The 3,016-nt window shown below is 65.0% G+C and carries 3 protein-coding genes; 1 reads left to right on the top strand and 2 read right to left on the bottom strand.

Annotation, left to right across the window (positions count from 1 at the left end):
• Both ENZ75_RS26775 and ENZ75_RS26780 read right to left on the bottom strand, forming a co-directional pair.
• Positions 1 to 942: NAD(P)/FAD-dependent oxidoreductase (locus ENZ75_RS26775; RefSeq protein ID WP_164888023.1), on the bottom strand; the 942-nt coding region annotated here is incomplete at its 3' end.
• Positions 943 to 1,132: 190 nt separating this feature from the next.
• Positions 1,133 to 2,077: a MurR/RpiR family transcriptional regulator gene (locus ENZ75_RS26780; protein ID WP_063169588.1), complete on the bottom strand. Its 945-nt coding sequence runs from the start codon at positions 2,075 to 2,077 to the stop codon at positions 1,133 to 1,135.
• Positions 2,078 to 2,414: 337 nt separating this feature from the next.
• Here ENZ75_RS26780 and ENZ75_RS26785 point away from each other — a divergent pair.
• The coding region (locus ENZ75_RS26785) for an ABC transporter ATP-binding protein (protein ID WP_164888024.1) at positions 2,415 to 3,016 on the top strand (602 nt) is incomplete at its 3' end.

Genomic DNA, 3,016 nt, shown 5'->3' on the forward strand with positions numbered 1-3,016 from the left:
GAGACAGCCCTTGAACCGGCCGGCGCCCGGCAGATCGATCCGCCGCGGCGGGCCGTAGGCGCCGGTGGCGAAGACGATGTGCTTGGGCTTCAGCGTGATCTGCCGGCCGACGCGGTCGACGACCACGGTCCAGACTTTTTCGGCCTCGTCATAGCTGGCGCTGAGGCATTTGGTGGCGACCCAGTAGTTGAGCTCCATGACGCGCGTATACATTTCCAGCCAGTCGCCCATCTTGTCCTTGGGCGTGAACACCGGCCAGTTTTCGGGGAAGGGAATGTAGGGCAGATGGTCGTACCAGACCGGATCGTGCAGCACGAGCGTGCGGTAGCGGTTGCGCCATGAGTCACCCGGCCTGGCATTCTTCTCGATGACGATGGCCGGCACGCCGAGCTGGCGCAGTCGCGCCCCCAGCATGATGCCGCCCTGGCCGCCGCCGATGACCAGGCAATAGGGCTGTTCATCAGTGCCGAGTTCGCGCGTCTCGCGCGCCCGCGCCTCCGACCAGGTCTCGCGCTGGGGATCGGCCTTGTGGCGCACGCCGAGCGGCCGCGCCGCGCCCTTGCGCTCCTCGAAGCCCTTGAGGTCGGCCATCGCCGTGAACAATGTCCGGCAGCGGCCGTCGCGCAGCCGCATGATGCCCTCCCCCCTGGCCACCACGGTTTCGAAGCTGAACCAGGCCTCGATGGTGCCGTCGTCCGAGGTCGCCTCGCCGGTCAGCCGCCACGCGCTCGGCTTGGCCGTCGCCAGCGTCGTCGCCAGCATGTCGGCGATCGCCGCGCGGCCTTCCACGGTCGTGATGTTCCAGGTGAAGGTCAGGAGATCGCGCCAGTAGCAATCGTCGACGAAGAGGTTGCTCGCCGCCGCAGCGTCGCCGGCTGCGAGTGCCTGTGCCAGGGATTCGAGCCATGCGGCGGCCTGTTTCGTCGGTGCTATTTCGAGCATCTCTTTCCCTCTTTCGTTTCATGTCCGGCTTCCCTTCTCCCACAAGGGGAGAAGGTGGCCTCACGAAGTGAGGTCGGATGAGGGGTGCTCCAGCTTGGCGCCGACGGCACTCCGTCACCCACCCCTCAACCGTCTCGGCGCTACGCGCCGATCCACCTTCTCCCACAAGGGGAGAAGGAAAAGCGCAGCCCTAGTCTCCGAGCGGCTCCATCTCCTTGCCGGTGCGGTGGATCTGGGCGTTGTATTTGATGCGGCGCACCGTCTCGCGGGCCGAGCCGTCGAGCTTGTAGGCGGAGGCCACCGCCAGCAGGTCGATCGCCGCCAGAAAGGCGAAGCGCGATGCCGTCGGCTTCAGCGTGTCGGGATATTCCGGCACCGCCACCGTCAGCCTGACGTCGCAGGTGCGGGCGAGCTCGGTGTCGGGCGCGGTCACGGCGATCGCATTGGCGCGGTAATGCTTGGCGAGCTCGACGGCCTCGATCACCTCGCGGGTGCGTCCCGTCGCCGAAATGGCGATCACCAGATCGCCGGGCTTGAGCGTCGAGGCGGTCATGCGCATCAGATAGGGATCGCACTGGGCGCTGACTGTTATGCCGTAGCGGAACAGCCGGTATTGGGTTTCCTGCGCCAGCGCCGAGGAGCTGCCGCCGAGGCCGAAGACCGTGACCTGGCGCGCCTTGGCGATCAGCTCGGCGGCCTTCTGCAGCTGGGCCGGGTCGAGCTGCCGCTCGGCCTCCTGCAGCGCCCGGCGCGCCTCGCCGAACACGGCGTTCCAGAACGGCATGCCATTGTCATTGCTGACGGAAGGCGACTTGGCCAGGTAGAGCGCGCCGACGACGAGGCTCTGCGCCAGCTTCAGCTTGAAATCGCGCACGCCCTCGCAGCCGATGGCGCGGCAGAACCGGGTCACCGTCGGTTCGCTGACCCCGGCGCGCTGGGCAAGGGCGGCGTTGGAGGCGTCGACGGCATATTTGACGTCGTCGAGAACGACATCGGCGACACGCCGTTCGGCCGGGCGCAATTCGCTGTAGGAATCCTTGACCAGCGAGATGATGTCGGGGATGCGCCGGACAGGATCGCGTCTCTCGGTATCGGGGCCTGGAACAGGCTCGTCCTGGCTGCCAGCGTCGGTCATGGGGTCCTGGTCTTTCCCTGGGTTGCGAGGCTGTCGTCTTAGCATGTTTGCACGCCCTGGCTCCACGTGCCCGACCGGATCGCAACCGCAGCGTGTCGTTGGGGAAAGCTCACCTTCCTCCGTTCCTCTCCGGTCCGTGTCAGTTCCGAAGTATGTAGGAAAGCAACATGCATTTCAAGGCCGTAAAACCGACGGTAAAACAAGATGATAGGTATACTAATCGATTTTCGCGATACGGCCGCTATCGTCGGTGCTTGACAGGAAAGTAGGATAGTTACAGACTGATTTTCGCTGGGGATGAGCCAATGGATCATCGCGCAATCTTCCCGGGGGGCAGATGAACACGGGCGATGCAAAAAAGCCGAAGCTTGGCGTGCAGGCAGCCACCAAGATCTATCACACGGCCTCCGGCGACCTGCTGGCGCTGGACCGCTGCAGCCTCGATGTCAGCGTCAATGAAATCGTCTCGATCGTCGGCCCTTCCGGCTGCGGCAAGACCACGCTTTTGTGGTCGATGTCGGGCCTGCACAGCCTGACCAGTGGCGAGATCCGGCTCGACGGCAAGGCCATCACCGGTCCGCATCCCGATATCGGCATCGTCTTCCAAGAGGCGAACCTCCTGCCGTGGCGCAACCTCGACGCCAACATCCGCTTCCCCTTCGAGATCAAGAGCGAGAAGCCGGACCGGGCGTGGATCGCGCATCTGCTCAACCGGGTCGGGCTTGATGGCTTCGGCGGCAAGTTTCCGCGCGAGCTGTCGGGCGGCATGCAGCAGCGCGCGGCGATCGTGCGGGCGCTGGCGCTAAAGCCCTCGGTGCTTTTGATGGACGAGCCGTTCGGCGCGCTCGACAGTTTCACCCGCGAGGAGATGAACCGGCTGGTCGAGGAGATCTGGCTCGACACCAAGACAACCATCGTCTTCATCACCCACAGCATCGA

This window comes from Mesorhizobium sp. M7A.F.Ca.CA.002.04.1.1 (assembly GCF_004022805.1).
Classification (GTDB): Bacteria; Pseudomonadota; Alphaproteobacteria; order Rhizobiales; family Rhizobiaceae; genus Mesorhizobium; species Mesorhizobium ciceri.